We start from the raw sequence: 23,967 nt of genomic DNA, 5'->3' as shown, positions 1-23,967 counted from the left end.
GCGTCAGAAATACTTCTTGAGGTCCATGCCGGTGTACAGGCCGGCGACATCGTTGTAGCCGTTGAACATCAAGGTCTTGCGCTTGCGTGCGAAGAAACCGTCTTCGCCGATGCGGCGCTCGCTGGCTTGCGACCAGCGCGGATGATCGACGTTGGGATTGACGTTGGAATAGAAACCGTATTCCTGCGCGGCGTACATGTTCCAGGCTGTCTTCGGCTGATCCTTGAGGAAGCGGATCTTGACGATGGATTTGGCTGATTTGAAACCATACTTCCACGGCACGATGACGCGCACCGGTGCGCCGTTCTGGTTCGGCAGCACTTCACCGTACATGCCCATGGTCAGCAAGGTCAGCGGATGGTTCGCTTCGTCCATGCGCAGGCCTTCGGTGTACGGCCACTGCAGGATCGGGTCCGACAAACCGGGCATCTGCTTCTTGTCGGCCAGGGTGACGAATTCGATGTACTTGGCGTTGCCGGTAGGATCGGCTTTCTTGATCAACGCCGACAGCGAATAGCCGATCCATGGAATCACCATCGACCAGCCTTCGACACAGCGCAGGCGATAGATGCGTTCTTCCAGCGGCGCCAGTTTCGTGAGCGCGTCGAGATCGAGCGTGAACGGCTTCTTCACCTCTCCTTCGATGCTGACGGTCCATGGCGTGGTCTTGAGCGTGCCGGCGGTGCGTGCCGGATCGGCCTTGTCGGTGCCGAACTCGTAATAATTGTTGTACGTCGTCGCGTCCTGATAGGCGGTCGGCTTGTCCATCACCGCGTAGGCGCTGTTGAGCTTGGCCGGCAACTTGCGCGCCGTGGCCGACTGGGCGAAGGCGCTGCCAGCGCCGAGCAGGCCGCTGCCGGCGATTGCGCCTGCCGCCACCTTGCCCATGAAAGCGCGGCGCGAGGCGTAGACTTCTTGCGGCGTGATCTCCGAAGCGAGCGGAATATCGATCTGGTCTGGACGGATTTTGATCAGCATGGCGGTTTCCCTGGAATAATGAATGGATGCGATTTGTTGCCTGGCAGCACGATACGAGATGATGATGCATGGCGCGGACGCTTCTTTTGCACCATCATCCTATGGCAGGGGCAGTGTCATCAAGATGGCAATTTGATGACAAATTTGTCATCGAGCGCCCGCCCCGAATTGCTAGAATGCAGCCACGTCCCCCCGTACAACCTCTCAACCTCTGAACCCTACTCAAGCCCAGCATGGCCATCCTTGTCATCGAAGACGACCCCAAGACCGGCGACTACCTTAAAAAGGGCTTGCGCGAATCCGGCTATACGGTCGATCTCGCGCGCACCGGCACCGACGGCCTGCACATGGCGATGGAACAGAACTACGACCTGGTGGTGCTCGACGTCATGCTGCCCGGCACCGACGGCTGGCAGGTGATGAGCGCGCTGCGCGCCAAGCGCGACCTGCCGGTGATTTTCCTGACGGCGCGCGACCACGTCGACGACCGCATCCGCGGGCTGGAACTGGGCGCCGACGATTACCTGGTCAAGCCGTTTTCGTTCACCGAGCTGGTGCTGCGCATCCGCACGCTACTGCGCCGCGGCGTCACGCGCGACGCCGAGGTCTATCAGGTGGCCGACCTGCAACTTGATCATGTGCGCCACAAGGTTACCCGGCAAGGCGTCAATATCGTGCTGACGAATAAGGAATTTTTACTGCTGCACCTGCTGATCAAACGCCAGGGCGAAGCCCTGTCGCGCTCGGTGATCGCCTCGCAGGTGTGGGACATGAACTTCGACAGCGACACCAACGTCGTCGACGTCGCGGTCAAGCGTCTGCGCGCCAAGATCGATGCACCGTTCGAAAAGAAATTGATCCATACCGTGCGCAGCATTGGCTACATGTTTTCAGAAAACCCATGAACATTCGCACCATGAAGGACGCGCAATGAGACCGTGGCGTTCCTGGACGCTGGCGTTTCGCGTCAGTGCGCTGTTTGCATTGATCGCCTGTCTGGTGGTGACCGGTCTCGGCATGTATCTCTACAACTCGGCGCGCATGTCGCTGGAAATTCGTGCCGACTACACGCTGATCGGCCGCGTCGAACATTTCCGCAATCTGCTGCACGACCTCTACAACGTCGAGCAGATGGAGCAGCGCCCCGCCCTGTTCGAAAGCATGCTCGGCAACGAGCAGGACGTGCGCATCTTCCGCCGCCAGGGTGAGGCGCCGTTCATCAACATGAATCCCGACAACCTGACGCCGCCGGCGATGACGCCGGTCGCCATCGGCGTGCCGCTCGGGATATCTTCTCTGCATGACGGCATGCGCGCCGACGGTGTGCGCGTGCGCTGGGTCGCCGCGCTGGCCGACGTCGGCAACCACAACGACACCGTCGAGATCGTCGCCGCCTACGTCATGACGCAAGAGTCGCGCATGATGACGGTCTACCTGTGGCGCGTGGTCGCCGCCGTCGCGCTGGCCGTGCTGCTGACATCAGTGCTCGGCTTCGCTGTGCTGCGGCGCGACCTGATGCCGCTCACGCGCATGAGCCGTCGCGCCGCCGAGATCACCCCGACCAACCTCAGCACCCGGCTGCGCGAAGAAGACGCGCCGGCCGAATTGCGCCAACTCGCCGGCGCCCTCAACGCAATGCTGGACCGGCTCGAAAACGGCTATGAACACCTGTCGCAGTTTTCCGCCGACCTGGCGCATGAGATACGGACGCCGGTCAACATCCTGATGGGGCAGACGCAGGTGACGCTGGGCCAGCGCCGCAACGTGGAAGAGTATGAGCAGCTGCTGGAATCGAACCTGGAAGAATTGACGCGCCTGTCGCGCATCATTGAAAATATCCTGTTCCTGGCGCAGACCGATCACGCGGAACTGGTGGTCGACCGCAGCGCAATCGACCTGAAGGAAGAGTTGCAGAAGATCGCCGATTATTTCGAAGGCGTGGCCGCCGAACGCGACATGCAGTTCGAAGTCGATGTGGCGCCGGGTCTGGCCTGCAGCGCCAACCTCGTGATGTGGCGACGCGCAGTGAGCAACCTCGTCGTCAATGCGGTGCGCTACGGCGATGCCGGCACCGCCATCAGGATCAGCGCGCGGCCGACTGCCGACGGCGTCGCCATCGATGTCGCCAATCGCGGTGCGGCGATGACGCGGCAACAGATGGAACGCATGTTCGACCGCTTCTATCGCGGCGACAAGTCGCGCAGCGAATTCACCGAATCCAACGGCCTCGGCCTGGCGATCGTCAAGGCCATCATGACCGTGCACGGCGGCACGGTGGCGGTGGCCTGTTCAGCCGACGGCTGGATCGCCTTCAGCCTGCTCTTCTCCACTCGGGGGAAGGTCACTCTGCGCTGATCAGCCGGCGGCTTGTTTCAGCACCGCCAGTTCCGTGCGAACACGCGTCATCACTGCATCCCAGTCACCTGCCGTCGTCTGCCTGAACAGGCGCGCCGAGGCATACCAGGGGCTGTCGTCGCGTTCCAGCAGCCAGCGCCAGTCGGCGGCGTGCGACAGCAATATCCAAACGGGAACACCCAACGCGCCGGCCAGATGCACAGCAGCGGTATCGACACCAACTACCAGATCCAGATTGGCGATCAGCGCTGCGGTATCGTCGAAAGCTTGCAATTCACGTCCGGGCCATTGCAGCACCGACGTAGTCTGCAACCAGTCGGCATCGCGCCGGCGCAGTTCCGGTTGCAGCAGGAAGAATTCGGCGTTGGCGATATCCAGCAAGGGGCCAAACGACTGCAAGGGAATCGAGCGGCGGCGGTCGTTGTGATTGCCGGCGTTGCCCGAGCAGACGATGCCGATGCGCAGCGGGCGTACGCCGTCCCTGCCCTGTTCCAGCGATTGCGCCCAGCGCTGTTGCATGTGCGATCCGGCGCGCAGATATGCCTGCGGCGACGGGATCGTGTCCGGACGCGTGCCGAACATCAGCGGCAGGCTCATCAGCGCCACCTGGTAATCGGCTGCGGGCAAATCTTCGCCGATGGCTTTGACGATGATGCGTGTAGGCCTGCCTGACTCCGGATCGGTCTCCAAGGTTTGCAACAGCGTCTTCAGCGCGGCGTGCACTTCCAGCACGACGTTCGCACCGAGCGCGGCGACCTGTTGCGCGTAACGCGAAAATTGAATGGCGTCGCCCAGGCCTTGTTCGGCCCACAGCAACACGGTCTTGCCGGCGGCGACATCCACACCGGGCCAGCGCGCAATGCTGCCATGCCGCTGCGGATCGGCGCGTTCGCCCTGCCAGCGCGCTTCGTACAAGGGCCAGGCTTCGTCGAAACGTCCCAGCGCCAGCAGGGTCAGCGCCAGGTTAACGCTGGCATCGGCATAGCCGGCGCGCAGGCTCAAGGCTTTCTTGGCAGCGACGATCGATTCCTCATAGCGGCGCAGACGTCCCAGCGACGCCGCGCGACATACCCAGCCGTCGCCGAAGTCGGGCTCTTGCGCCAGCACCTGGTCGACGCTGGCGAGCGCTTCTTCATTGCGATGGAGTTCGTACTGCAGCAAGGCCAGATCAAAGCGATACACAGTCTGTTCGGGCGCCAGAACAACTGCTTGCTGCAGGCTCTGCAAGGCGTCGCCCGGACGCTGCAGGCGCTCCAGCACGACACCGTGGCGATGCCAGGCGTCGGCGTTCTGCGGCGCCAGGCGCAAGGCGTGCTCCAGCGTTTGCAGCGCTTCTTCGTTGCGGTTGAAATCCTGCAGCAGCAAGCCTGCGGCGTGGAAGACATCGGCATGCTGCACGCCGGCGGCGATCAGTTGCAAATAGAGGCTCAGCGCTTCCTGATGCTTGCCCGTGTCATACAGGACACGGCCGAGCTTGTAGCTCACCGCAAGGTCGCCCGGCGTCAGCGCCAGTGCGCGGCGGTACAACTCGATTGCCTGCACGTGCAGCTGCAAACCGGCGGCGACGGCGCCGGCCAGGTGCAGAAGATTGAAATCGGCGGCGGCCTGCTGCGCCAGCGGCTGCAGGATGGCATGAGCCGCCTCCAGCTGGCCGTGCTGGAAAAACAGGTAAGCCTGGGCGATGGCGTCGTTATTGTTCATGGGCGCGATGTTAACATGCATGCGCCCGGGCCTGCCTGAGCTAGGCGCTGAAATTGCCGTTGAAATAGCGCCCCGGCGATTCGCCGAAACAACGCCGGAACATGGCGATAAAATTGCTCGGCGATGCATAACCGAGCGCATCCGCCACTGCGGCCACCTGCTCGCCGCGCGCCAGCCGCTCGAGCGCATGCGTGAGCAGCGCCTGCTGCCGCCATTGGGCGAAACTGCATCCGACCTCGACGCGAAACAGCCGGCTCATGGTGCGCGGCGACAGGCCGGCCCATTCGGCCCATTGTTCCAGCGTGCGGTTGTCCGCAGGTTCCTGCATGATGGCCGAGACGATGCGCAGCAGGCGGCGATCCGTCGGCAACGGCAGATGCAAGGGCTCGTGCGGCGCCTGCCGCACTTCGTCGAGCAACACATTCATGACGCGGCGCTGCGCCGGCGACAACGCATCCTGGGTGCTCCACGTCACCGCGCGCCGCACCAATGCCCGCATCAGGTCGGAGACGCCGATCACACACGGCTTGTCGGGCAGGCCGCGGCAGGCTTCTGGTGAAATCAGAATGCTCCAGCCGCTCATGACGCCGAGGATGTCAGCCTGATGCAGTTCGCCCGGTGGAATCCAGCCGGCGCGCTGCGGCGGCAGCAGCCACGAACCATGTTTTGTGCGCGCATGCACCAGGCCGCTTTCGATGCAGAAAAGCTGGCCGCGCAGATGGGTGTGCCAGTCGTATTCGCGTGTGCCGATCTTGAGCCGCTCGAATTCCTCGGCGCGCAAATCGTCGCCCCAGATCGCAATCAGTGGCGGTCCATCGGCGCGATCGCTGACGTCGGCGAATTGTGCGTAGAGTTCTTTTGTCATGGCCGGATTTCAATATATTCTGTCCAAACAACGTTATCACGCTTTCCTGCTTTCGCTCAATACTGTCCATCCCGACAGTTCTGCACAGTGATTCTGCATCCCTCCAGCGAAAGGAAAAACGTGAAGCTATCCCCCACCTCCTCCCTGCATGTGATCGTCATCGGCGCCGGCCTGGGCGGCCTGTGCCTGGCGCAAGGCCTGAAGAAAAACGGCATCTCGGTCGCCGTCTACGAAAAAGACGCCTCGCCGTTCAGCCGCACACAAGGCTATCGCATCCGCATCGACCACAACGGCCGCGATGCGCTGCAGGCCTGCCTGCCGCCGGAGCGCTACCGGCTGTTCAACGCCACCTGCGCACAAACGGCCGCCGGCGTCGACACCGTCAACGGACAATTGCAGCCACTGGCGGGCAAGTGGGTCAGCAGCTGGCGCAAGGGTGCGGCGGAAGGCGGCGCACCGGACAACCTGGCCGATCGCCAGACCATGCGTCAGGTGCTGTTGCAGGGCTTGCGGCGCGAGGTGCATTTCGGCGCGCAATTCCTGCACTACGAAGAAACCGCCGATGGTCGCGTGACGGCGCATTTCGTCAATGGCGGCAGCGTCACGGGAGATGTGCTGGTCGCGGCTGACGGCGTCCATTCGGCAGTGGCGGCGCAACGCTTCCCTGCGATGCAGCCGCAGGATACCGGCGACGTCTGCGTGTACGGCAAGACACCGCTGACCGCAGCTTTGCGCGCAACGCTGGCGCATCAGCTGCAAGCCGGCACCAGCGTGATTTTTGAAAAAGGATTGGCGGGCGTGATTGACGCCATGCGCTTTAGTGGCGATGCCTTCGACAGCGACCTGCAGCAACCGGACGACTATCTGTACTGGGCACTGGTCGGCGCGCGCGAACGCTTCGGCCTGGAACAGGCTCCGGATGCAGCGCTACGCCTGAGCGCCGCAGAGCTGACACAAAAAATCGGCGCCATCACCGCCGGCTGGTCGCCGGCACTGAAGCTGGTCTACGAATCCTGCAATCCGGCCCTGCGTACGCTGGTGCCGATACGCACGGCGAGCCTGCCGTGCTTGTGGAAGGCCTCGCGAGTGACGGCGCTGGGCGACGCGATCCATGCCATGAGTCCGGCCGGCGGCTTGGGCGCCAACAGTGCGCTGGCCGATGCCGCACTATTGACGAGCGCACTGGCGGAAGCAAGCCATGAAGCACAGCGCGAAGCCGGTGGCGCTGACAAGGTGGACACCATCACGCCCGCTATCGATCTCTATGAAAGCCTGATGTGCGCGCGCAGTTTTGCCGCGCTGGCGTCATCCCAACAAGGCAACCGCCAATTACTCGGCCGCGACGAAAACGCAGTGGCCGACTGAAGCGGCAACCGCCCCAGGTCAAGCGCCGGATGCGCGCAAGTGCGCGCGCGAACCGTAACGATTGGCGTACACCCAGGTAAACTCCGCTCCCAGCAGGAAGATCTGCGCCGAATAATAGATCCACGCCAGCAACAAGGCGAACGAGCCGGCCGCGCCGAAACCCGAGGTCATGCCGGCGCGTCCCAGATACAGCCCGATCAGGTATTTGCCGATGATGAACAGGATGGTCGTGGCGACCGCGCCGGCGCGCACGTCATGCCATGCCAGCCGCACGCTCGGCAGATATTTGTAGATCACCGAAAACAATCCCGTGAATACGGCGAATGAAATCGCGAAGTTGAGCACCTGCAGCAGAATTTCCCAGCCGATAAACCAGCTGCCCCACCATTTCCCCAGCGCCGCCAGTCCGGCGCTGGCCACCAGCGAAATGATCAGCATAAAGCCGAGGCCGAGGATCAGACCGAACGACAATAAACGTTTGCGGATCAGCAGCCAGATGCCGCTGTCCCGGGGCGCCGCCGGGATGTGCCAGATGCGGTCGAGCGCGCTTTGCAATTCCGCGAACACGGCGGTGGCGCCGATCACCAGCGTGACGATGCCGAGGCCGGCGGCGATGATGCCATCGCGCGGCTCGCTCACCGATTTCAGCAAACCCTGCACCGCCATCGCGCCTTCCACCCCGACCACGCCCTGGATCTGCCCGACGATTTCGCCTTGCGCTGCGTCATGGCCAAAGATCATGCCGGCCACCGCAATCGCTATCACCAGCATCGGCGCCAGCGAAAAGATCGTGTAGTAGGCGATCGCCGCGCCCATGCTCGGCGCAAAATCGTCCAGCCACGCGGTCACGGCGCCTTTGCTGAGCTGCCAGGCCTGCTGGGCGCGGGTTTCGTCAGGAAGTTTACGGATGAAGGTGTGGGGCATGGCGTTTTTCCGGGCAAATAAGTGGTCGGATCGCCCGGACGCCGGTTTGATTCCCTGAAGATGGCATTTTCCCCTGATTTTAGGCGGTTTGTTGATGCCGCCGACGTCGTCATGCGGCAACGCAGCGATTGTTTGGATTCCTGAAATGTCGTATATTTCAGTAATTACTGAAAATTCAAAACATTCCACAATGCCGCTCCGCCCCCTCCCCCAGGAATTTTCCATGGAACCCAACACCCTCAGCCCCCTGATGCAGCGCTTCATCCTCCATTTCGGCGAGATGGGCAGCCGCTGGGGCATCAACCGCACCGTCGGCCAGATCTACGCCCTGCTGTATGTGCAGGCGCGTCCGCTGAACGCCGATGAAATCGCCGATTACCTGAGCTTCTCGCGCTCCAACGTCAGCATGGGGCTCAAGGAGCTGCAATCGTGGCGGCTGGTCAAGCTGCTCCATCAGCCCGGCGACCGCCGTGAATATTTTGAACCGCCGAAGGATATTTGGGATATCTTTAAGGCCTTGCTGGAAGAACGCCGCCGCCGCGAAATCGAACCAACGCTGTCGATGCTGCGGGATGCGTTGCTGGAAACGCCAGCCAGCGTCGACGACAAGCACGCGCAGAAACGCATGCGTGAAATGTACGACCTGATCGAGCTGTCCAGCTCCTGGTTCGACGACGTACAGCGGCTGTCGCCGGAAACATTGTCTTCGCTCATGAAGATGGGCTCGAAGATCAAGAAGCTGCTGGACGTCAAGGACAAGTTCCGCTTCGGCGGCGAGAAGAATAGTAAAAGCGACGGCAAGAACGAAGACAAAAACGAAGATAAAAACGAGAAGGTCCCCACAAAGGCCAAGGAGTAAGTCATGTTGCGTTCACATCGCCTGTGGCGCCTGCCGCGCCTCACCAAACTCCCGCTCGGCGCCGAGATCGCCTTGATCCTGGTGGTCAAGATCGCACTTCTGACGGTGCTGGCAAAAACCTTTTTCTCCGAACCGCAGGCAAAGAAAATGCGCATGCCCACCGCCCAGGTGGAACAGCATCTGCTGGCGCCGGCGCCGGAATCTGCATCAACCGCATCCAGCGTATCAAACGTATCCACTCCCACCACCGAGGTCCTCCATGCTTCCCATTGACGAAGTCGTCAGTCTGTCGCGCCTGCAGTTCGCCATCACGGCGCTGTATCACTTCCTGTTCGTTCCCCTGACGCTCGGCCTGTCTTGGATCCTGGTCATCATGGAATCCGTCTACGTCATGACCGGCAGTCCCATCTACAAGGACATGACACGCTTCTGGGGCAAGCTGTTCGGCATCAACTTCGCCATGGGCGTGGCCACCGGCATCACGCTGGAGTTCCAGTTCGGCACCAACTGGTCGTACTACTCGCACTACGTCGGCGATATCTTCGGTACGCCGCTGGCGATCGAGGGCATGGCGGCGTTCTTCCTCGAGTCGACTTTCGTCGGCCTGTTCTTCTTCGGCTGGGACCGCCTGTCGCGCGTCAAGCATCTGATGGTGACCTTCCTGGTGGCGCTGGGATCGAGCCTGTCGGCGCTGTGGATCCTGATCGCCAACGGCTGGATGAACAACCCGGTCGGCGCGGAATTCAATTTTGAAACCATGCGCATGGAACTGGTCAGCATGACCGAGGTGATCTTCAATCCGGTGGCGCAGGTGAAGTTCGTGCACACGGTTGCGGCCGGTTACGTCACGGCGTCGATGTTCGTGCTGGGCGTGTCCGCCTATTACCTGCTCAAGGGCCGCGACACCGCGTTCGCCTTGCGCTCGTTCGCCGTGGCAGCCGGTTTCGGCCTGGCGTCGACCTTGTCGGTGATCGTGCTGGGCGACGAATCCGGCTACACCGCCGGTGAAGTCAACAAGGTCAAACTGGCCGCCATCGAAGCCGAATGGGAAACCCATCCGGCACCGGCCGGCATCACCATCTTCGGCCTGCCCGACAACAAGGGTGAGCGCACCGACTATGCCTTCAAGGTGCCTTATGTGCTGGGCCTGATCGCCACGCGCTCGGTCGACACGCCGGTGATCGGCATCAAGGACCTGAAGAAAGAACATGAGGTGCGCATCCGCAACGGCATGCTGGCCTACGCTGCACTGACGCGCTTGAAATCCGGCGACAAGTCGCCCGAGGCGCGCGCCGAGTTCGACAAGCTCAAGCATGATCTCGGCTACGGCCTGCTGCTCAAGAAGTACACCCCCAACGTGATCGACGCCACGCCGCAGCAGATCGCCAAGGCGGTCGACGACACCATCCCGAACGTGGCGCCGCTGTTCTGGTCGTTCCGCGGCATGGTGGCGCTGGGCATGCTGTTCCTGTTCATCTTCTCGGCCTCGTTCTACTTCCTGGTGCGCAAGCAGCTGGCGCCGCAACGCTGGCTGCTGCGCCTGGCGGTATTCAGCATCCCGCTGCCGTGGATCGCCGCCGAACTGGGTTGGATCGTGGCCGAATACGGCCGCCAGCCGTGGACCATCGCCGGCATCCTGCCGACCCATCTGTCGGCCTCGACCCTGCAACCGTCAAGCCTGTATTTCAGCCTGGCCGGATTCATCCTGTTCTATACCTTCCTGCTGGTGGTGGAAATGATGCTGATGATCAAGTACGCCAAGCGTGGCCCGAGCAGCCTGCACACCGGCAAGTACCACTGGGAGCTGCTGGAGAAGGAAAAGAAACCGGCCGTTGCAGCCAAGCCGCCGCTGCCGAAGCCGACGCGCTGATGGTGATGCCAACGTTGATGCAACTGATCACATTCACGAAGAAGTACACAAGGAAATCCTCATGATCTTCGATTACGAAACCTTAAAAATCATCTGGTGGGCCTTTGTCGGCGTGCTCATCATCGGCTTCGCGCTGACCGACGGCTTCGACTTCGGCGTGGGCATGATGCTGCCCTTCGTCGGCAAGACCGACGCCGAACGCCGCGTGCTGATCAACTCCATCGGTCCAACCTGGGAAGGCAACCAGACCTGGTTCATCACCGCCGGCGGCGCCACCTTCGCGGCATGGCCGCTGGTCTACGCGACTGCCTTCTCGGGCTTTTACATCGCGCTGATGGTATTGCTGTTCTCGCTGTTCTTCCGCCCGGTCGGCTTCGACTATCGCAGCAAGGTGGCCGATACGCGCTGGCGCAATGCCTGGGACTGGGGCCTGTTCGTCGGCGGCATCGTGCCGCCGCTGATCTGCGGCGTGGCCTTCGGCAACCTGTTGCTGGGCGTGCCTTTCCACTACGACGACACCATGCGCGTGGAGTACATCGGCAGCTTCTTCGAACTGCTCAATCCCTTCGGCCTGCTGGCCGGCGTGCTGAGCGTGGCGATGCTGCTGACTCACGGCGCCACCTTCATCATGGTGAAGACCGAGGCGGCGATTGCGGTGCGCGCACGCAAGATTGCATTGTGGGGCGCACTCGCCACCCTCGCCTTGTTCGTCGCGGCCGGCTTCTGGGTCGCGTACGGCATCGACGGCTACAGCATCACCGATATGCCGAGCGCCAACAGCGCCTTCATGCCGCTGGCGAAGACCGTCGAAATCGTCTCCGGCGCATGGATGGAAAACTACACCCGCTGGCCCGCCACCAAGGCGATCCCGATCGCAGCCATCGCCGGATTGCTGCTGGTGCTGATCTTCGGCGCCTGGCGCAAGGCGCGGCTGGCCTTCATCAGCAGCGGCATTGCGGTAGCCGGCATCATCCTGACCGCCGCCACCGCCATGTTTCCGTTCATCCTGCCGTCGTCGCTGGACCCGCGCAGCAGCCTGACGGTCTGGGATGCCGTGTCGAGCCACAAGACGCTGGGGATCATGTTCTGGCTGGTGCTGTTCTTCCTGCCGCTGATCATGCTGTACACGGCCTGGGTGTATCGCGTCATGCGCGGCAAGGTGACGCTCAAGCACATCGCCGACAACGAACACACCGCCTACTAACCAATTACATAGTCGAGAAGGAGAACATCATGTGGTATTTCGCCTGGATACTCGGAGTCGGCCTGGCGCTGGCCTTCGGCATCATCAACGTCATGTGGCTGGAAGCCAACTACGCCTTCGGCCGCCGCAAGGAAGACGAAACCCGCGAACGTTTCGTCGCCGCCAGCGCCCAGGCTGATCTGGCGAAAAAACGCCCGTCCAAACCCTGAGGCCGCGATGAAAACGCCTTCCGCCCATCTCGTTGATACCGACGCAGCCCTGCTGCAGGCGCTGCCCGGCGCCGGCTTTGCCGATGCCTTCCGCATCACCCTCAGCGATGAACAGGCGCGTCAGTCCGCCGCCCAACTGGCTGAACAGATGTTCCGTCGCGCGCCGTCCTGGGTCACGCTGCTGGTGTCGATCCGCAATCGCGCGGTGGCAGTGTTCGGCCTGCGCGCAGCCGACATGCAGGTGGGCGACGACAGGCACAGTGGCGTGGCGGGTTTTCCGATCATTGCGCAGAGCGACGATATGGTGCAGCTCGGCTTCGACGACAAGCATCTGGATTTCCGTGTCTGGGTACGGCGCGATGCCGCCACGCCGACGTCGCCGGCACAACTCACGTTGACCACGGCGGTACGCACCAAGCAGTTGCTCGGCCGCGCCTATCTCGGCGTGATCATGCCGTTTCACCGGTGCATTGTGCCGGCGATGCTGAACAGGTTGCGTAGCTGAATAGCGTTTCTTGCGTAAAAACAAAAAGCCCCGCCGTTTGACCGGCGAGGCTTTTTTCATCGCTGATCGCGATGCGTGAAATCGATACCAGTATTAAACCAGTGTCAGTGTCACGTTGATGTTGCCGCGTGTGGCGTTCGAGTATGGGCAGACTTGGTGTGCCTTGTCGATCACCGATTGTGCAACCGCGCGGTCCAGGCCCGGCAGAGAAATGTTCAATGCCACTTCGATGCCGAAGCCGCCTGGAATGGTGCCGATGCCGACCGTGCCGGTGATGCTGGTGTCAGCAGGAATCGCGATCTTTTCCTGGCCGCCGACGAACTTCATCGCGCCGAGGAAACAGGCCGAGTAACCGGCTGCAAACAGTTGTTCAGGATTGGTGCCGTTGCCGCCTGCGCCGCCCAGTTCTTTTGGTGTGGTCAGCTTGACGTCCAGGATGCCGTCGGACGACTTGGCCGAGCCTTCACGGCCGCCGGTTGCAGTTGCAGTCGCTTGGTAGAGTGCTTTTTCGATTTTCATTTTGTTTCCTTTCGAGTGGTTCAGAAGAAGATGCGGGGAAGCATCGATTATTGGTAGTAAGTCAGTCAGGGTTCAAACAGGATAAAAACTCATTTAAATCCCAAACGATGCAAACTGCAAGGAATTTAAATTTTAAACAATAAAATTGCTAACAATATAAATAATAAACGACTAAAACGTAATACGACTATTCTTGCAAAGAGGGTAAATCAGGAATCTTCGGCGTCTTCCAGCAAGCCCTTGCGCAGGTCCTTCAGTTGCTCGCGCAGGCTGGCGACTTGCTCCAGCGGCGGCAAGGCGCACATCAACCGCTCCGGCACTGCCGTCGCCCGCTTGCGCAGCGCACGGCCATCCTCGCTGAGCCGAACCACGACGCGACGTTCGTCTTGCGTATCGCGAGCACGGTGCAGCAAACCCATCGTTTCCATGCGCTTCAACAGCGGCGTCAATGTACCGGAATCGAGGAACAACTTGCTACCCAGATCCGAGACCGTGACTTCATCCTTTTCCCACAAGACCAGCATGACCAGGTATTGCGGATAAGTAATGTCGAGGTCTTTCAAAATCTTCTTGTACACCTTGGTCATCGCCAACGACGCCGAATACATGGCGAAGCACAATTGATTTTCAAGCATCAGGGCCTGATCAATCGCTGCTGCGTTCTTCGATGTGTTTGCGTTTGCCATGGATTGAATAATACATAGTCAAAAATTAAATTGCAAGCAATTTAATTAAAAAGATCCGACGCCAAAAAAATACAACGAACTTGCGTTCGAGCAAGATGCCCCACCCACCTCAACGTTCGAAGCGTTGTTCCACCACTTCCTTGCCCCACTGCGCTCCCGGCCATTCTTCCTCAAGCTGGAATCCGTAACTCTCATACAGACGGCGCGCCGCATCCAATCCCTGAAAAGTCCACAGCTGCACCGACGCAAAACCCTGGGCGTCACAAAAGGCCATCGCCGCCTCCATCAGACGGCGCCCCACGCCTGCTCCGCGCAGATCGTCATCAACAATGAACCAACGCAAATGCGCCTTGTTGTCGCCCAAATCCTGGCCGTCGATGGCCACCGAACCGACGATGCGCTGACCTTGCACCGCTAGCCACAAACCATTGCTAGGATGATCCAGACGCGGCACGAACTCTGCCAGTCCCGCCGCCACCTTGCTCTCGAAAAAGCTGCCGAAGCCGACACTGCGCGCGTAAAACATCGCATGCATCTGAACGATGCGACCGATCACCCCTGCCTGATAACCGGCGACGATGCGAATCTCGTCGGCTTGCACGATTGGCTCGCCCGACCGGCGCGCTTCCAGTGCCATCGCATAGACACTCAGCCCTTTCGCTACGGCGTCCTGCTGATCCGTACTCAATTGTTCGAGCGCGCCGACCACCTGCTTGCGACCGAACGCCTGGACTGCAGTCAGCGTACGTCGGCCTTGCGGCGTCAACGCCAGCCATTTGACGCGGCCGTCGACGTCGCTGGCCCGTTCCTGCAATTCCCCGGCCTCGACCAGCTTGCGCACCATACGGCTGACGCTGGACTTTTCAAGACCAAGGAATTCGGCAAGCTGCGCTGCGCTCATCGATTTGCGCGCGCCGATCTCGATAATGGCATGCACTGCTGACGGCGGATAGTCGGTCGCCGCCAGCGTGGATTGCATGAAGCCCAATTCGCGCACCATCCGACGCGAAGCGGTACGGATGCCGTCGACAAAAGAAAGGTCCGGTGAAGAGCCTGTTTTTTGCATATTTTTCCATCCCTCGTTTTACATAGTTGTATTATACAACTATAAATCGAAAGAAAATCAGCGCGATTCAAATGCGCCCTCTCAGGAGAAATGCCATGGAAACGATGCCGAAAAAGGAACGCAGCGCCAGTCCGTACGACATGACCGGACAAGTTGCCTTGGTGACCGGAGGCGGTAGCGGCATCGGTCGTGCCGCCGCGATTCGCATGGCGCATGCGGGCGCAAGCGCCGTGGTGATTGCAGGCCGGCGTCAACCGGAGGGAGAAGCCGTGGCCGCCGAATGCCGCGCCGCCGGCGCACAAAGCCTCTATGTGCAAACCGATGTGACGCAGGAGGGCGACGTCCAACGACTGATCGACACCGTACTGACGCAATTCGGACGCCTGGACGCAGCCTTCAACAATGCCGGACGACAGGAACGACGGGCGTCCCTGCAAGCGCAGGAATCCGCTGTCTACGACGCCATCTTCGACGCCAACGTGCGTGCCGTATTTTTGTGCCTGAAATACCAATTGCCACCGATGGTGGCTCGCGGCAACGGCAGCATCGTCATCAATACCTCAGTCAGCGGCGTACGCAATCCCAATCCAGGGCTTGCCCTCTACTCCGCCTCCAAGGCCGCCGCCATCTCGCTGATGCGGTCGGCGGCCATGGAATATGCGCCCCACGGCGTCCGCATCAACGCGATCGCTCCTGGCAGAGTGGTAACCGACATGATGCTTTCATCAGGCATTGCCGACATGTCCGCAGTGGCCGCAGGCTTGCCGCTCAGACGCATGGGGCAACCGGAGGAAGTCGCCGAAGCCGTGTTATGGCTGCTGTCCGGCGCAGCATCGTACGTCGTCGGGCACGTGCTGGCGGCAGATGGCGGATTCCTCGCTTCGTGAGCCCATCCTGTATCATGCTGACCAGCTTGATTGCGGCCGCAATGGTCGCACTCATGCCGCTTATTTCTTGCCATCCGACATCCCGAACACTCCGGAAATGCTTTCAACAACATCCTCGCAGGCGCCTCACGCCCCCTCTCTTGCCCTGTTCTGCAAGGTCGTCGACAACTACGGCGACATCGGCATTTGCTGGCGCCTGTCGCGGCAACTTCAACGCGAACACGGCGTCGCGGTCACGCTCTGGGTGGACGACCTGGCCAGCTTCCGGCGCATCTGTCCGGAGGTAGCGATTGATCAGAAGACGCAGCAAGTCCAGGGTGTAACCGTCAGGCATTGGCGGGATCAGGACGGCGCGTTCGGCGTCGCCGATATTCCCGATATCGTGATCGAGTTCTTCGGCTGCGATATTCCGCCCGACTACATCAAGGCCATGTCGCAACGGGCGCCGCGCCCGGTGTGGCTCAACTTCGAAGGACTGACGGCCGAAACCTGGGTAGAAGGCTGCCACACCCTGCCATCGCCGCATCCGCAGTTGCGGCTGACCAAGCATTTCTTCTTTCCTGGATTCAATGAGCGCACCGGCGGCGTGTTGTATGAAGCGGGTCTTGAGCAGCAACGCCAGGAATTTGCCGACGATGAGGCCGCGCGCCACGCGTTCCTTGCGCAGTTCGGCGTTACCACAACTGAAGCCGAGGCGTTCAAAGTTTCGCTGTTCTGCTATCCGCAGGCGCCGATCGCCGACCTCTTTGCCGCCTGGCGCGACGGCGACCGCGCCGTCACCTGCCTGGTCCCCGAAGGCGTGGCGACCGACGCGGTGCAAGCCTTCCTGGCGCAAGCCCCAACTGCCGGCGCCAACGCCACGCAGGGCGCGCTGACAGTGCGCGTGTTGTCGTTCGTGCCGCAGCCCGACTACGACAAGCTGCTGTGGGCTTGTGACCTCAACTTCGCACGCGGTGAGGATTCCTTCGTGCGTGCGCAACTGGCCGGCAAGCCCTTCATCTGGCACATCTATCCTCAAGATGAAAATTTGCACCACGTCAAGCTGCAGGCCTTCCTCAACATTTACAAAGCGGCAACGCCGGCGATGCAGGCCATGATGCTGGCCTGGAACGGTGCCTTCACGGAACAGGCCGACATGGCGACGCGCTGGCCCGCATTTGCCGCCGAATTGCCGCAGCTTGCCGATCTGTCCATGGAATGGCAGCAACAGCTGTTGGCAAATGGCGATTTGACGTCCAATTTGCTGAAGTTTGCGGCATCAATGCAGCAGTAACAGCGAAATCGGCCCGGAAATGGGTTAAAATATAGGGCTAATTTTTAGGCATCATCGATTCAGCAACAACAACTCAATCGTACGTGGGCTTGCGGTGTGGTTCTGCCGGTAGGCTACAGAAGATTTTTACGCAACCTACTTTTTACGTATATTCGCTATGAAATTTGCAAAAGAAATTCGCGTCGGCAACATCATTATGGTCGACAGCAAGCCAATGATCGTCCTGCGCTCCGACGTCAACGGTTCCAGCCGCACAGGTTTCACTTACAAGTGGAAGATGAAGAACCTGCTGACCAACAGCCCGCAGGAAAACGTTTTCCGCGGCGACGACAAGTTCGAAGTGGTCGTGCTGGACAAGAAGGCAGTGACTTACTCGTACTTCGCCGATCCACTGTTTGTGTTCATGGACTCCGAATACAACCAGTTCGAAATCGAAGGCGAAAACCTGGGCGAAGCACTGGGCTACCTGAAGGACGGCATGGAATGCGAAGCGGTCTTCTATGACGGCAAGGCAATCTCGGTCGAACTGCCAACCACCATCGTGCGCCAGATCGTGTACTCGGAACCAGCCGTCAAGGGCAATACTTCGGGCAACGTCCTGAAGGAAGCCAAGATCGAAAACGCGATCGAAGAGAATCAGATCGTCGTGATGGTCCCACTGTTCGTCAGCCAGGACGACCAGATCGAAATCGACACACGCACCAACGAATACAAGAAAGTTGTGCGTAACTGATTTCAGCTGTTCAGCCGTACCATTAAAAAAGCCGCGATCTTCGCGGCTTTTTTTCGTCCTCTTCAGTCATTGCTCCCCTCCTCGCTTTCCAAAAAATCTCACTTCCTTTAAATATAGTTGCATTGCGAACTAATTTGCAGTATTGTGAATCCATGTTTGATCACTGCCTCTATTTCAATACCGCAGCATTGTCACGCCGACTTGAACGCGAGTGGGCGGAAGCCTTTGCACCGTTCGGCCTGACCGCGCCGCAGGGCTTCATGCTCAGGGCAATCATCGACCGGCCTGGCATGCTGCAAAGTGAATTGGCTGCAGAGCTTGCCATCGCCCGCTCCACCACCACGCGCGCGCTGGATACGCTGGAGCAAAAAGGCTTGCTTGAGCGCCGCAGGACCGACGGCGACGGCAGGGAAATCTCGGTGTATCCGACGCCCGCCGGCGTTGAAATCAAGGTGGCGCTGAATGCATCGGCGGGCGGCGCGGCGGAGAAGATCCGCAAGATCCTGGGCAAGGAAGAATTTGCCGATGCGGTCCTGAAAATCAGGGATGTACGTTCAGCCCTGGAGTGATTGTTTTTCGTGCGCGTGTTCGCGCTTATTTTTACCCTATATAGTTGCATTGCTAACTATATCGACAAATGCGTTTTTCGCTTTTCACCAATGACACCGCCTGACGACCTCAGGCCCGACTTATCGGAATTCCATCCAACCCAAGGAGAACACCATGTTTGCAATGCAATACGGATTTGACGTCCCGGATGCAGAACCAGTCAGAGCGCGCGTCAGAGAAATTGGCAGCCGCTTCGACCAACTGCCGGGGCTGTACTCCAAGGCCTTTCTGGTCGCAGATGCCATCGACGGCAGCCCGGCGCGCTATACGCCTTTTTATCTGTGGGATGAACTCGGCGGCATGAGCGACTTCCTGCTGTCGGATGCGTTTCGGGCGGTAGTCGCCAAGTACGGTCGCCCGATCGTACAGCGCTGGAACAAGGTCGCCTTTTTCAAAGGAACCGCGGTTGCACAAACGCCGGCATTCGCGACTCAGCAATTCATCGACATTCCTGCCGACGTCGACCTGGCGCAACTATGCGAACTGCATGCGACCGATGCAGAGGCAATGCTCTGCGAACACGACTTGCATTCGGTTTTCGTCGGTCTGGACACCAATAATTGGAAGCTGATGAAGATAGCGCTGTGGCAGGCACGGCCGGTGCAATCCCCGTCGCACGGCAGCAAAATCTTTGAAGTAGCCCACCTTTCCGCACCCGCTCTGAAGAAGGAACTCGGGATCTGATTCAATGCGAGGGAATCGCCGGCGACGTCTTGATCGCAACCGTCCCGGGCAAGGCGTATTTTCCGTCTCGCCCGGGACGGTTGCGGTTTATTTAAGCCCTTTCGTCTGCGCCAGGCGCCGCGCTGCCTTGCCGCCCTCGCTGGCCCAGAACGCCGTATCGGCAGCCTGGATGCGCTGCGCCGAATTCTCCATGTGACGCAAAGCCGCCGCGCGCGCGGCGTCGGCATCGCCGTCGGCGATCGCCTGCGCAATCACGGCGTGCTCATTACGCACCTGCTGGCTGAAATCCTCGCGACGCGCCTCATTGATCCGCGCCACACGAATCGCCGCCTGCAGGAACTGGCTCAGGAACTGCAACAGCGACGTGTACAGCGGATTGTGTGCCGCCTCGGAAATCGCCGCGTGGAAAGCAAAGTCTTCTTCCACGCCGTCCTTGCCCTCAACCACCGCCTTGTCGATGCTCTTCAGTGCTTGCTGAATACGTTGATTCTCCGCCTTGGTGCGGCGCTGCGCCGCCAATGCCGCCATCTCGCCCTCGACGCCGCGGCGCAACTCGATCACGCGCAGCACCGCCTGGATCGAATCCTGCACGTCGATGTCGAGCCGGAACGGCGTCGCATTGTTCGGCGCGAGGACGACGGTGCCGCTGCCCCGGCGCGAACCGACCAGGCCTTCCGATTTGAGACGGGAAATGGCTTCCCGAATCACGGTGCGGCTGACTTGGAAACGCTCGGTCAATTCATTCTCGGAGGGCATGCGTGCACCCGGCGCGAAGTCACCCTGACGGATCTGTTCATACAGCGCGCCGGTCACGCGATCTGCCAATGTGCCTTTGGCGGAATCGAGCGGCCCTGGTGGTCCAGTGCGGGGAGCAGAGAGGGAAGCAGTCTTGGAAAGCTGAGTATTTTTCATGTTGATTGACATGATACCGCTTTCTTTTTACACTGACTGCAAAGTTGTATGACAACTTATCGGATTCGTTTCCCGCACATCATAAAATTGAGGAGATTCAGATGCACATTGTTATCACCGGCGGCGCCGGCTTCCTGGGCAGCCGCCTGGCGCGTCAATTGCTCAAGCGCGGTCAGCTGACCGGCAGCGACGGCAAGCAGCAAACCATCAGCCGCATCACCCTGCTCGACGTCGTGGCTGCGCAGGGTTTCGACGATGCACGCATTGACGCAGTGGTCGGCGACATCGCCGATGCTGCCGTGATCGAACGCGCCATCACCAAGGACACGCAGTCGATCTTCCATCTGGCCGCCATCGTCAGCGGCCAGGCCGAAGCCGATTTCGAACTCGGCATGAAGATCAACTTCGACGCCACCCGCATCATCCTGGAACGCGCCCGCGCGCTCGGCACCAAGCCGCGCGTGGTGTTCACCAGCTCGGTAGCGGTGTTCGGCGGCGACCTGCCGGCGCAAGTCCCCGACAATGCGCTGCTGATGCCGCAAAGCTCTTACGGCGCACAAAAAGTGATGGGCGAATTGCTGATCAACGACTACAGCCGCAAGGGCTTCATCGACGGCCGCGCGCTGCGCATGCCGACCATTTCAGTGCGCCCGGGCGCCCCCAATAAGGCGGCGTCGAGCTTCGCCAGCGGCATTATTCGCGAACCGCTCAACGGCCAGCCCTCGGTTTGCCCGGTCTCGCCCGAGACGCGCATGTGGCTGATGTCGCCGCGCAAGGCCATCGACAACCTGATCCACGGTCACGAAATCAACGGTGCCGATCTCGGCCTGGCGCGCTTCCTCAGCATCGACGGCCTGTCGGTTTCGGTGCGTCAGATGGTTGATGCGCTGGAAGAGGTTGCCGGCGCCGACGTCGTCAAGCTGATCGAATGGAAGGAAGACGAAGCCATCAAGCGCATCGTCAACTCCTGGCCCGGCAGCTTTGAGGCCAAGCGCGCCAAGGCGCTGGGTTTCACTGCGGACAGCGATTTCGCCGGCATCGTGAAGGCGCATATCGAGGATGAAGTGAAGAAATAAGTTCTCCCGCTCATTTCGTAAAAAAACGGCGCCTGCAACGGCGCCGTTTTTTTGATGCATCATCTGCCACGCCATAAAAAAAGCGCGGACGAATCCGCGCTGAATTGGAGACTGCCGGCCGTGTCGTTTCCCCCGCCACGGCCATCAGTACAGCAGCAACAACTTCCCGTTACTTCGCTTTCGCCAGCATGTTGAACACACTGGAAAAATCCAGTCCGCCCGATCCCGACTTGCTGTGGATGTCGTACAGATTGCGCGCCAGTGCGCCCATCGGCACGCTGCTGCCGGTGGCCAGTGCGTTCTCCACCGCCAGACCCAGATCCTTGAGCATCAGGTCGACGCCGAAACCGCCGGCGTAGCCTTTCGATGCCGGCGCATTTTCCATCACGCCGGGGCAAGGATTGTAGACTTCCAGCGTCCAGTTGCGGCCCGAACTCTTGGACATCACTTCCGACAGGACCTTGGGATCCATGCCGTTGGCGATGCCGAGACGGATCGCTTCGGAGGTGCCGATCATCAGGATGCCCAGCAACATGTTGTTGCAGACCTTGACGGTCTGGCCGCTGCCGCTGGCGCCGGCGTGGTAGATCGCCTTGCCCATCTTTTCGAGATAAGGTTTGGCGAGACCGAAGCCGTCGTCGGTGCCGCCGACCATGAAGGTCAGCGTGCCGGCGGTGGCGCCGCCGGTGCCGCCGGAGACCGGCGCATCCAGCATGGTGTAGCCTTTTTCCAGCGCGGCGGCGGCGACCTTGCGGGCGCTTTCCGGAGCGATGGTCGAACAGTCGATCAGCAAGGTGCCGGGCTTGATGTTGGCCAGGATGCCCTTGTCGCCGAGGTAAATCGATTCGACGTGCTTGCTGGCCGGCAGCATGGTGATGACGACCTTGGCCTTGGTCACCGCAGCCATGGCGTCGGCTTCGGTGACGCCGCCGCTCTCGACCAGCTTGTCGACGCTGGCCTTGACCAGGTCATGCCCGCTGACCGAATAACCCGCCTTGACCAGGTTCTGCGCCATGGGCAAGCCCATGTTGCCCAGGCCAATGAAAACGATATCGGCGCTCATGTTGTTCTCCTCTTCCTATTCCTATTCGTCTTTGGCTGCTTACTTCAGCGAAATCGTGGTGTTGACCTGACCGGCTTCTTCATCCGGTGCATACCAGCGTGCCGTCACGGTCTTGGTCTGGGTCCAGAACATCACCGCCTGCTTGCCGTTCGGGCCGAGGTCGCCGAGCTTGGAAGCGCGCGAACCGGTGAAGCTGAAGTACGCCACAGGCACCGGAATCGGCACGTTGATGCCGACCTGGCCGACGTCGATTTCGTTCTGGAACTTGCGCGCCGCCCAACCGGACGAGGTGAAGATCGAGGTGCCGTTGCCGTTCGGATTGGCGTTGATGAAGGCGATGGCATCGTCCAGGGTTTCGACTTCGACGATGCACATCGCCGGTCCGAAGATTTCCTGTTCGTAGATGTCCATGCCGGCCTTGACGCCGGTGAACACGGTCGGTCCGACGAAGTTGCCGGACTCGTTACCCGGCACCGTGCAATTGCGGCCGTCGAGCAGCAGCTTGGCGCCCTGCTCCACGCCGACGCCGATCAGGCGCTCGACACGTTCCTTGGCGGCCTTGGAAACCAGCGGGCCGACATCGGCCTTGCGATCGCTGCCCGGACCGACCTTCATGGCCTTGGAGCGCTCGACGATTTCCGGGATCCATTCCTTGGTCTTGCCGACCAGGACCACTACCGAGTTAGCCATGCAACGTTGACCGGCGGCGCCGAATGCTGCGCCCAGCAAGTTGTTGATCGCTTGATCCTTGGGTGCGTCAGGCAGCACGATGCAGTGGTTCTTGGCGCCCATCATGCACTGTGCGCGCTTGCCGGCTTCGCTGGCGCGACGATAGATGTGGGTGCCGACGTTGGTCGAACCGATGAAGGACACGGCCTTGATATCGGGATGGTCGCAGATCATGTTGGCGACTTCAGGACCGCCATGTACCACGTTCAGCACGCCCGGCGGCAAGCCGGCCTTGTTGGCCAGCTCGACCAGGAACAGCGACGAGGTCGGATCCTGTTCAGAAGGCTTGAGCACGAAGGTGTTGCCGCAGGCGACCGAGATCGGGAACATGAAGCAAGGCAGCATGACCGGGAAGTTGAACGCGGTGATGCCGGCGCCCACGCCGATCGGTTGGTGAATGGTGTAGACGTCGACGCCGCCGGCCACGTTCTCGGCCAGTTCGCCCAGTTGCAGCGAGGTGATCGAGCAGGCGTGTTCGACGACTTCGAGGCCGCGCATGACTTCGCCTTCGGCGTCCGGCAGGGTCTTTCCGTGTTCGCGCGTGATCATCTCGGCCAGCGGTGCGATATTGTCGCGCAGCAGTTGCTGGAACTTGAGCATGATGCGCATGCGTTGCGCCAGCGAGGTGTTGCGCCAGGTCTTGAACGCTTCCTTGGCGTTGGCGACGGCGCGATCGACTTCCTCTTTGGTTGCGAACGGCACGCGCGCGACGACTTCCTGCGTGGCCGGATTGATCACGTCGCGCCATTCTTTCGAAGTCGACTGGACGTGTTCGCCGTTGATGTAGAGGGGTACGTTAGGAATGTTGGCTTGGCTCATGATGCATTTTCCATAGTGATGAAGAAGAAACCGGAGGTCGTGTCAAACGCGTGTCGGAGATGTATGGCAGGTAAAA

25 protein-coding genes are annotated in these 23,967 nt (G+C 60.5%); 15 read left to right on the top strand and 10 right to left on the bottom strand.

Going from position 1 to position 23,967, the window contains the following annotated elements:
- Positions 1–3: 3 nt before the first annotated feature.
- Positions 4–978 (bottom strand): protein-methionine-sulfoxide reductase catalytic subunit MsrP, encoded by a 975-nt coding sequence (gene msrP, locus E4P32_RS03025; RefSeq protein WP_116433321.1) that lies wholly within the window; start codon positions 976–978, stop codon positions 4–6.
- A gap of 233 nt (positions 979–1,211) precedes the next feature.
- Between msrP and E4P32_RS03020 the strand changes: the two genes are divergently transcribed.
- Both E4P32_RS03020 and E4P32_RS03015 read left to right on the top strand, forming a co-directional pair.
- Complete coding sequence (locus E4P32_RS03020) at positions 1,212–1,883, top strand: heavy metal response regulator transcription factor (protein ID WP_116433322.1); 672 nt, start codon at positions 1,212–1,214, stop codon at positions 1,881–1,883.
- 25 nt (positions 1,884–1,908) lie between these two features.
- The gene (locus E4P32_RS03015) at positions 1,909–3,333 is read left to right on the top strand and encodes a heavy metal sensor histidine kinase (RefSeq protein ID WP_116433323.1); all 1,425 of its coding nucleotides are present in this window, start codon (positions 1,909–1,911) and stop codon (positions 3,331–3,333) included.
- On the opposite strand, the gene E4P32_RS03010 is transcribed toward E4P32_RS03015, so the two are convergent.
- Both E4P32_RS03010 and E4P32_RS03005 read right to left on the bottom strand, forming a co-directional pair.
- Complete coding sequence (locus tag E4P32_RS03010) at positions 3,334–5,034, bottom strand: tetratricopeptide repeat protein (protein ID WP_116433324.1); 1,701 nt, start codon at positions 5,032–5,034, stop codon at positions 3,334–3,336.
- Between the two features lie 40 nt (positions 5,035–5,074).
- Entirely contained in the window at positions 5,075–5,899 is an 825-nt protein-coding gene (locus tag E4P32_RS03005; protein ID WP_116433927.1) for a helix-turn-helix transcriptional regulator, read from the bottom strand.
- A gap of 120 nt (positions 5,900–6,019) precedes the next feature.
- On the opposite strand from E4P32_RS03005, the gene E4P32_RS03000 reads away from it, so the two are divergent.
- Positions 6,020–7,264 (top strand): NAD(P)/FAD-dependent oxidoreductase, encoded by a 1,245-nt coding sequence (locus tag E4P32_RS03000; RefSeq protein WP_158559706.1) that lies wholly within the window; start codon positions 6,020–6,022, stop codon positions 7,262–7,264.
- An 18-nt stretch (positions 7,265–7,282) separates the two neighbouring features.
- Here E4P32_RS03000 and E4P32_RS02995 read toward each other — a convergent pair whose 3' ends face one another.
- A complete protein-coding gene (locus E4P32_RS02995; protein ID WP_233526573.1) occupies positions 7,283–8,188 on the bottom strand; it encodes a YihY/virulence factor BrkB family protein in 906 nt (301 codons plus the stop codon).
- A 223-nt stretch (positions 8,189–8,411) separates the two neighbouring features.
- Between E4P32_RS02995 and E4P32_RS02990 the strand changes: the two genes are divergently transcribed.
- The 6 genes from E4P32_RS02990 to E4P32_RS02965 all read left to right on the top strand — a co-directional run bounded on the left by E4P32_RS02990 (position 8,412) and on the right by E4P32_RS02965 (position 12,835).
- Positions 8,412–9,047 (top strand): GbsR/MarR family transcriptional regulator, encoded by a 636-nt coding sequence (locus tag E4P32_RS02990; RefSeq protein ID WP_199525582.1) that lies wholly within the window; start codon positions 8,412–8,414, stop codon positions 9,045–9,047.
- Between the two features lie 3 nt (positions 9,048–9,050).
- Positions 9,051–9,320 (top strand): cytochrome oxidase putative small subunit CydP, encoded by a 270-nt coding sequence (gene cydP / locus E4P32_RS02985; protein WP_116433328.1) that lies wholly within the window; start codon positions 9,051–9,053, stop codon positions 9,318–9,320.
- Complete coding sequence (locus tag E4P32_RS02980) at positions 9,307–10,917, top strand: cytochrome ubiquinol oxidase subunit I (RefSeq protein WP_116433329.1); 1,611 nt, start codon at positions 9,307–9,309, stop codon at positions 10,915–10,917. The genes cydP and E4P32_RS02980 overlap by 14 nt, the downstream gene beginning before the upstream one ends.
- A gap of 61 nt (positions 10,918–10,978) precedes the next feature.
- Positions 10,979–12,121 carry a cytochrome d ubiquinol oxidase subunit II gene (gene cydB, locus E4P32_RS02975; RefSeq protein WP_116433330.1) on the top strand — a complete coding sequence of 381 codons (1,143 nt, stop codon included), beginning with the start codon at positions 10,979–10,981 and terminating at the stop codon, positions 12,119–12,121.
- Positions 12,122–12,150: 29 nt separating this feature from the next.
- Complete coding sequence (cydX, locus tag E4P32_RS02970) at positions 12,151–12,330, top strand: cytochrome bd-I oxidase subunit CydX (protein ID WP_116433331.1); 180 nt, start codon at positions 12,151–12,153, stop codon at positions 12,328–12,330.
- A gap of 7 nt (positions 12,331–12,337) precedes the next feature.
- The gene (locus E4P32_RS02965) at positions 12,338–12,835 is read left to right on the top strand and encodes a DUF2867 domain-containing protein (RefSeq protein ID WP_116433332.1); all 498 of its coding nucleotides are present in this window, start codon (positions 12,338–12,340) and stop codon (positions 12,833–12,835) included.
- 93 nt (positions 12,836–12,928) lie between these two features.
- Here E4P32_RS02965 and E4P32_RS02960 read toward each other — a convergent pair whose 3' ends face one another.
- From E4P32_RS02960 to E4P32_RS02950, 3 genes are all read right to left on the bottom strand, one after another.
- The gene (locus E4P32_RS02960; protein ID WP_007875624.1) at positions 12,929–13,354 is read right to left on the bottom strand and encodes an organic hydroperoxide resistance protein; all 426 of its coding nucleotides are present in this window, start codon (positions 13,352–13,354) and stop codon (positions 12,929–12,931) included.
- A gap of 209 nt (positions 13,355–13,563) precedes the next feature.
- Complete coding sequence (locus tag E4P32_RS02955; RefSeq protein ID WP_116433333.1) at positions 13,564–14,040, bottom strand: MarR family transcriptional regulator; 477 nt, start codon at positions 14,038–14,040, stop codon at positions 13,564–13,566.
- Between the two features lie 109 nt (positions 14,041–14,149).
- On the bottom strand, positions 14,150–15,106 hold the full coding sequence (locus tag E4P32_RS02950) for a helix-turn-helix domain-containing GNAT family N-acetyltransferase (protein WP_116433334.1): 957 nt from the start codon (positions 15,104–15,106) through the stop codon (positions 14,150–14,152).
- A gap of 95 nt (positions 15,107–15,201) precedes the next feature.
- On the opposite strand from E4P32_RS02950, the gene E4P32_RS02945 reads away from it, so the two are divergent.
- The 5 genes from E4P32_RS02945 to E4P32_RS02925 all read left to right on the top strand — a co-directional run bounded on the left by E4P32_RS02945 (position 15,202) and on the right by E4P32_RS02925 (position 19,292).
- Positions 15,202–15,993, top strand: coding sequence for a glucose 1-dehydrogenase (locus E4P32_RS02945; protein ID WP_116433335.1), 792 nt, complete (start codon positions 15,202–15,204; stop codon positions 15,991–15,993).
- A 97-nt stretch (positions 15,994–16,090) separates the two neighbouring features.
- On the top strand, positions 16,091–17,266 hold the full coding sequence (gene earP / locus E4P32_RS02940) for an elongation factor P maturation arginine rhamnosyltransferase EarP (RefSeq protein ID WP_116433928.1): 1,176 nt from the start codon (positions 16,091–16,093) through the stop codon (positions 17,264–17,266).
- Between the two features lie 157 nt (positions 17,267–17,423).
- On the top strand, positions 17,424–17,999 hold the full coding sequence (locus E4P32_RS02935; RefSeq protein ID WP_116433336.1) for an elongation factor P: 576 nt from the start codon (positions 17,424–17,426) through the stop codon (positions 17,997–17,999).
- 152 nt (positions 18,000–18,151) lie between these two features.
- Positions 18,152–18,568: a MarR family transcriptional regulator gene (locus E4P32_RS02930; protein WP_116433337.1), complete on the top strand. Its 417-nt coding sequence runs from the start codon at positions 18,152–18,154 to the stop codon at positions 18,566–18,568.
- A 154-nt stretch (positions 18,569–18,722) separates the two neighbouring features.
- Complete coding sequence (locus E4P32_RS02925) at positions 18,723–19,292, top strand: DUF4865 family protein (protein WP_116433338.1); 570 nt, start codon at positions 18,723–18,725, stop codon at positions 19,290–19,292.
- An 87-nt stretch (positions 19,293–19,379) separates the two neighbouring features.
- Here E4P32_RS02925 and E4P32_RS02920 read toward each other — a convergent pair whose 3' ends face one another.
- Positions 19,380–20,204, bottom strand: a complete 825-nt coding sequence (locus E4P32_RS02920) for a FadR/GntR family transcriptional regulator (RefSeq protein WP_233526574.1) — start codon at positions 20,202–20,204, stop codon at positions 19,380–19,382.
- 101 nt (positions 20,205–20,305) lie between these two features.
- Between E4P32_RS02920 and denD the strand changes: the two genes are divergently transcribed.
- Positions 20,306–21,280, top strand: a complete 975-nt coding sequence (gene denD / locus E4P32_RS02915) for a D-erythronate dehydrogenase (RefSeq protein ID WP_116433340.1) — start codon at positions 20,306–20,308, stop codon at positions 21,278–21,280.
- A gap of 169 nt (positions 21,281–21,449) precedes the next feature.
- Here the strand turns inward: denD and mmsB are convergent, their stop codons facing one another.
- Both mmsB and E4P32_RS02905 read right to left on the bottom strand, forming a co-directional pair.
- A complete protein-coding gene (gene mmsB, locus E4P32_RS02910) occupies positions 21,450–22,343 on the bottom strand; it encodes a 3-hydroxyisobutyrate dehydrogenase (RefSeq protein WP_116433341.1) in 894 nt (297 codons plus the stop codon).
- A gap of 39 nt (positions 22,344–22,382) precedes the next feature.
- On the bottom strand, positions 22,383–23,891 hold the full coding sequence (locus tag E4P32_RS02905; protein WP_116433342.1) for a CoA-acylating methylmalonate-semialdehyde dehydrogenase: 1,509 nt from the start codon (positions 23,889–23,891) through the stop codon (positions 22,383–22,385).
- Positions 23,892–23,967 lie beyond the last annotated feature (76 nt).

It is taken from the genome of Herbaspirillum sp. 3R11 (assembly GCF_004563925.1).
In the GTDB taxonomy this organism is placed as follows: Bacteria; Pseudomonadota; Gammaproteobacteria; order Burkholderiales; family Burkholderiaceae_D; genus Herbaspirillum.
The sequence above is the reverse complement of the archived record's forward strand: the minus strand, read 5'-3'. Positions and strand labels throughout refer to the sequence as shown.

What these genes read in the sequence shown, in the direction of transcription:
- msrP (WP_116433321.1), bottom strand. Translation starts at nt 978, where the DNA reads ATGCTGATCAAAATCCGTCCAGACCAGATCGATATTCCGCTCGCTTCG.
- E4P32_RS03020 (WP_116433322.1), top strand. Translation starts at nt 1,212, where the DNA reads ATGGCCATCCTTGTCATCGAAGACGACCCCAAGACCGGCGACTACCTT.
- E4P32_RS03015 (WP_116433323.1), top strand. Translation starts at nt 1,909, where the DNA reads ATGAGACCGTGGCGTTCCTGGACGCTGGCGTTTCGCGTCAGTGCGCTG.
- E4P32_RS03010 (WP_116433324.1), bottom strand. Translation starts at nt 5,034, where the DNA reads ATGAACAATAACGACGCCATCGCCCAGGCTTACCTGTTTTTCCAGCAC.
- E4P32_RS03005 (WP_116433927.1), bottom strand. Translation starts at nt 5,899, where the DNA reads ATGACAAAAGAACTCTACGCACAATTCGCCGACGTCAGCGATCGCGCC.
- E4P32_RS02995 (WP_233526573.1), bottom strand. Translation starts at nt 8,188, where the DNA reads ATGCCCCACACCTTCATCCGTAAACTTCCTGACGAAACCCGCGCCCAG.
- E4P32_RS02990 (WP_199525582.1), top strand. Translation starts at nt 8,412, where the DNA reads ATGGAACCCAACACCCTCAGCCCCCTGATGCAGCGCTTCATCCTCCAT.
- cydP (WP_116433328.1), top strand. Translation starts at nt 9,051, where the DNA reads ATGTTGCGTTCACATCGCCTGTGGCGCCTGCCGCGCCTCACCAAACTC.
- E4P32_RS02980 (WP_116433329.1), top strand. Translation starts at nt 9,307, where the DNA reads ATGCTTCCCATTGACGAAGTCGTCAGTCTGTCGCGCCTGCAGTTCGCC.
- cydB (WP_116433330.1), top strand. Translation starts at nt 10,979, where the DNA reads ATGATCTTCGATTACGAAACCTTAAAAATCATCTGGTGGGCCTTTGTC.
- cydX (WP_116433331.1), top strand. Translation starts at nt 12,151, where the DNA reads ATGTGGTATTTCGCCTGGATACTCGGAGTCGGCCTGGCGCTGGCCTTC.
- E4P32_RS02965 (WP_116433332.1), top strand. Translation starts at nt 12,338, where the DNA reads ATGAAAACGCCTTCCGCCCATCTCGTTGATACCGACGCAGCCCTGCTG.
- E4P32_RS02960 (WP_007875624.1), bottom strand. Translation starts at nt 13,354, where the DNA reads ATGAAAATCGAAAAAGCACTCTACCAAGCGACTGCAACTGCAACCGGC.
- E4P32_RS02955 (WP_116433333.1), bottom strand. Translation starts at nt 14,040, where the DNA reads ATGGCAAACGCAAACACATCGAAGAACGCAGCAGCGATTGATCAGGCC.
- E4P32_RS02950 (WP_116433334.1), bottom strand. Translation starts at nt 15,106, where the DNA reads ATGCAAAAAACAGGCTCTTCACCGGACCTTTCTTTTGTCGACGGCATC.
- E4P32_RS02945 (WP_116433335.1), top strand. Translation starts at nt 15,202, where the DNA reads ATGGAAACGATGCCGAAAAAGGAACGCAGCGCCAGTCCGTACGACATG.
- earP (WP_116433928.1), top strand. Translation starts at nt 16,091, where the DNA reads ATGCTTTCAACAACATCCTCGCAGGCGCCTCACGCCCCCTCTCTTGCC.
- E4P32_RS02935 (WP_116433336.1), top strand. Translation starts at nt 17,424, where the DNA reads ATGAAATTTGCAAAAGAAATTCGCGTCGGCAACATCATTATGGTCGAC.
- E4P32_RS02930 (WP_116433337.1), top strand. Translation starts at nt 18,152, where the DNA reads ATGTTTGATCACTGCCTCTATTTCAATACCGCAGCATTGTCACGCCGA.
- E4P32_RS02925 (WP_116433338.1), top strand. Translation starts at nt 18,723, where the DNA reads ATGTTTGCAATGCAATACGGATTTGACGTCCCGGATGCAGAACCAGTC.
- E4P32_RS02920 (WP_233526574.1), bottom strand. Translation starts at nt 20,204, where the DNA reads ATGAAAAATACTCAGCTTTCCAAGACTGCTTCCCTCTCTGCTCCCCGC.
- denD (WP_116433340.1), top strand. Translation starts at nt 20,306, where the DNA reads ATGCACATTGTTATCACCGGCGGCGCCGGCTTCCTGGGCAGCCGCCTG.
- mmsB (WP_116433341.1), bottom strand. Translation starts at nt 22,343, where the DNA reads ATGAGCGCCGATATCGTTTTCATTGGCCTGGGCAACATGGGCTTGCCC.
- E4P32_RS02905 (WP_116433342.1), bottom strand. Translation starts at nt 23,891, where the DNA reads ATGAGCCAAGCCAACATTCCTAACGTACCCCTCTACATCAACGGCGAA.